The following is a 571-nucleotide window of genomic DNA, read 5'->3' as shown; positions in this document are numbered from 1 at the left end:
TCGTATCCGGCGCTGTAGACCGTTCCCTCTATCTGCTCTTGGCCCCAGGAGGCGGTGGAGGGTGGCTTGACCTTCCAGTCGCCGTGCTCCCAGACCATGACCATGGGCCAGGCCACGGGGCGGGTGGTGACGCCGGTCTGGGTGACGGCCAGGGTCACCACCACCTCATCCGCGGAGCGGATCTCGGTCTTGTAGCCCCACACGCTCACCGGCGTGGTGGTCGATCCGTCCCAGGTCTGCTCGACCTCCTTGGCCATGCGGTCCTTGTCGGACCCGTCAGCCAGCAGCTCCTGGGTGACCTCGTCCAGGCGCTGGTTGGACGAGATCCACTTGATCGCGTTATACGCGGCCACGGTGGCTCCTGTTGGGGAGTGGGCGAAGCAGCGGGTGATCCCTCCGTCGTCGGTGATGCCGGGACCCACGCCGGCCACGTCGGGCACCGCCAGGTCATCGGTGATCTGGATGGTGCTGACCCCCAGGGCCCCGGTCGGCTCACCCTGATCCCCAGCCCCAAGGCCACACACCGACACATCACCGTCCACCGAGGCAGCAGAGGACTCCACAGAAGCGG

At 67.4% G+C, this 571-nt stretch carries 1 protein-coding gene; it reads right to left on the bottom strand.

Going from position 1 to position 571, the window contains the following annotated elements:
• A partial coding sequence (locus BN1056_RS04070) for a DUF8175 domain-containg protein (protein WP_210579293.1) occupies window positions 1–542 on the bottom strand: 542 nt, incomplete at its 3' end.
• Between the last annotated feature and the right edge of the window lie 29 nt (window positions 543–571).

This window comes from Actinomyces succiniciruminis (assembly GCF_900002405.1).
In the GTDB taxonomy this organism is placed as follows: Bacteria; Actinomycetota; Actinomycetes; order Actinomycetales; family Actinomycetaceae; genus Actinomyces; species Actinomyces succiniciruminis.
This window is presented reverse-complemented; position numbering and strand designations above follow the sequence as displayed.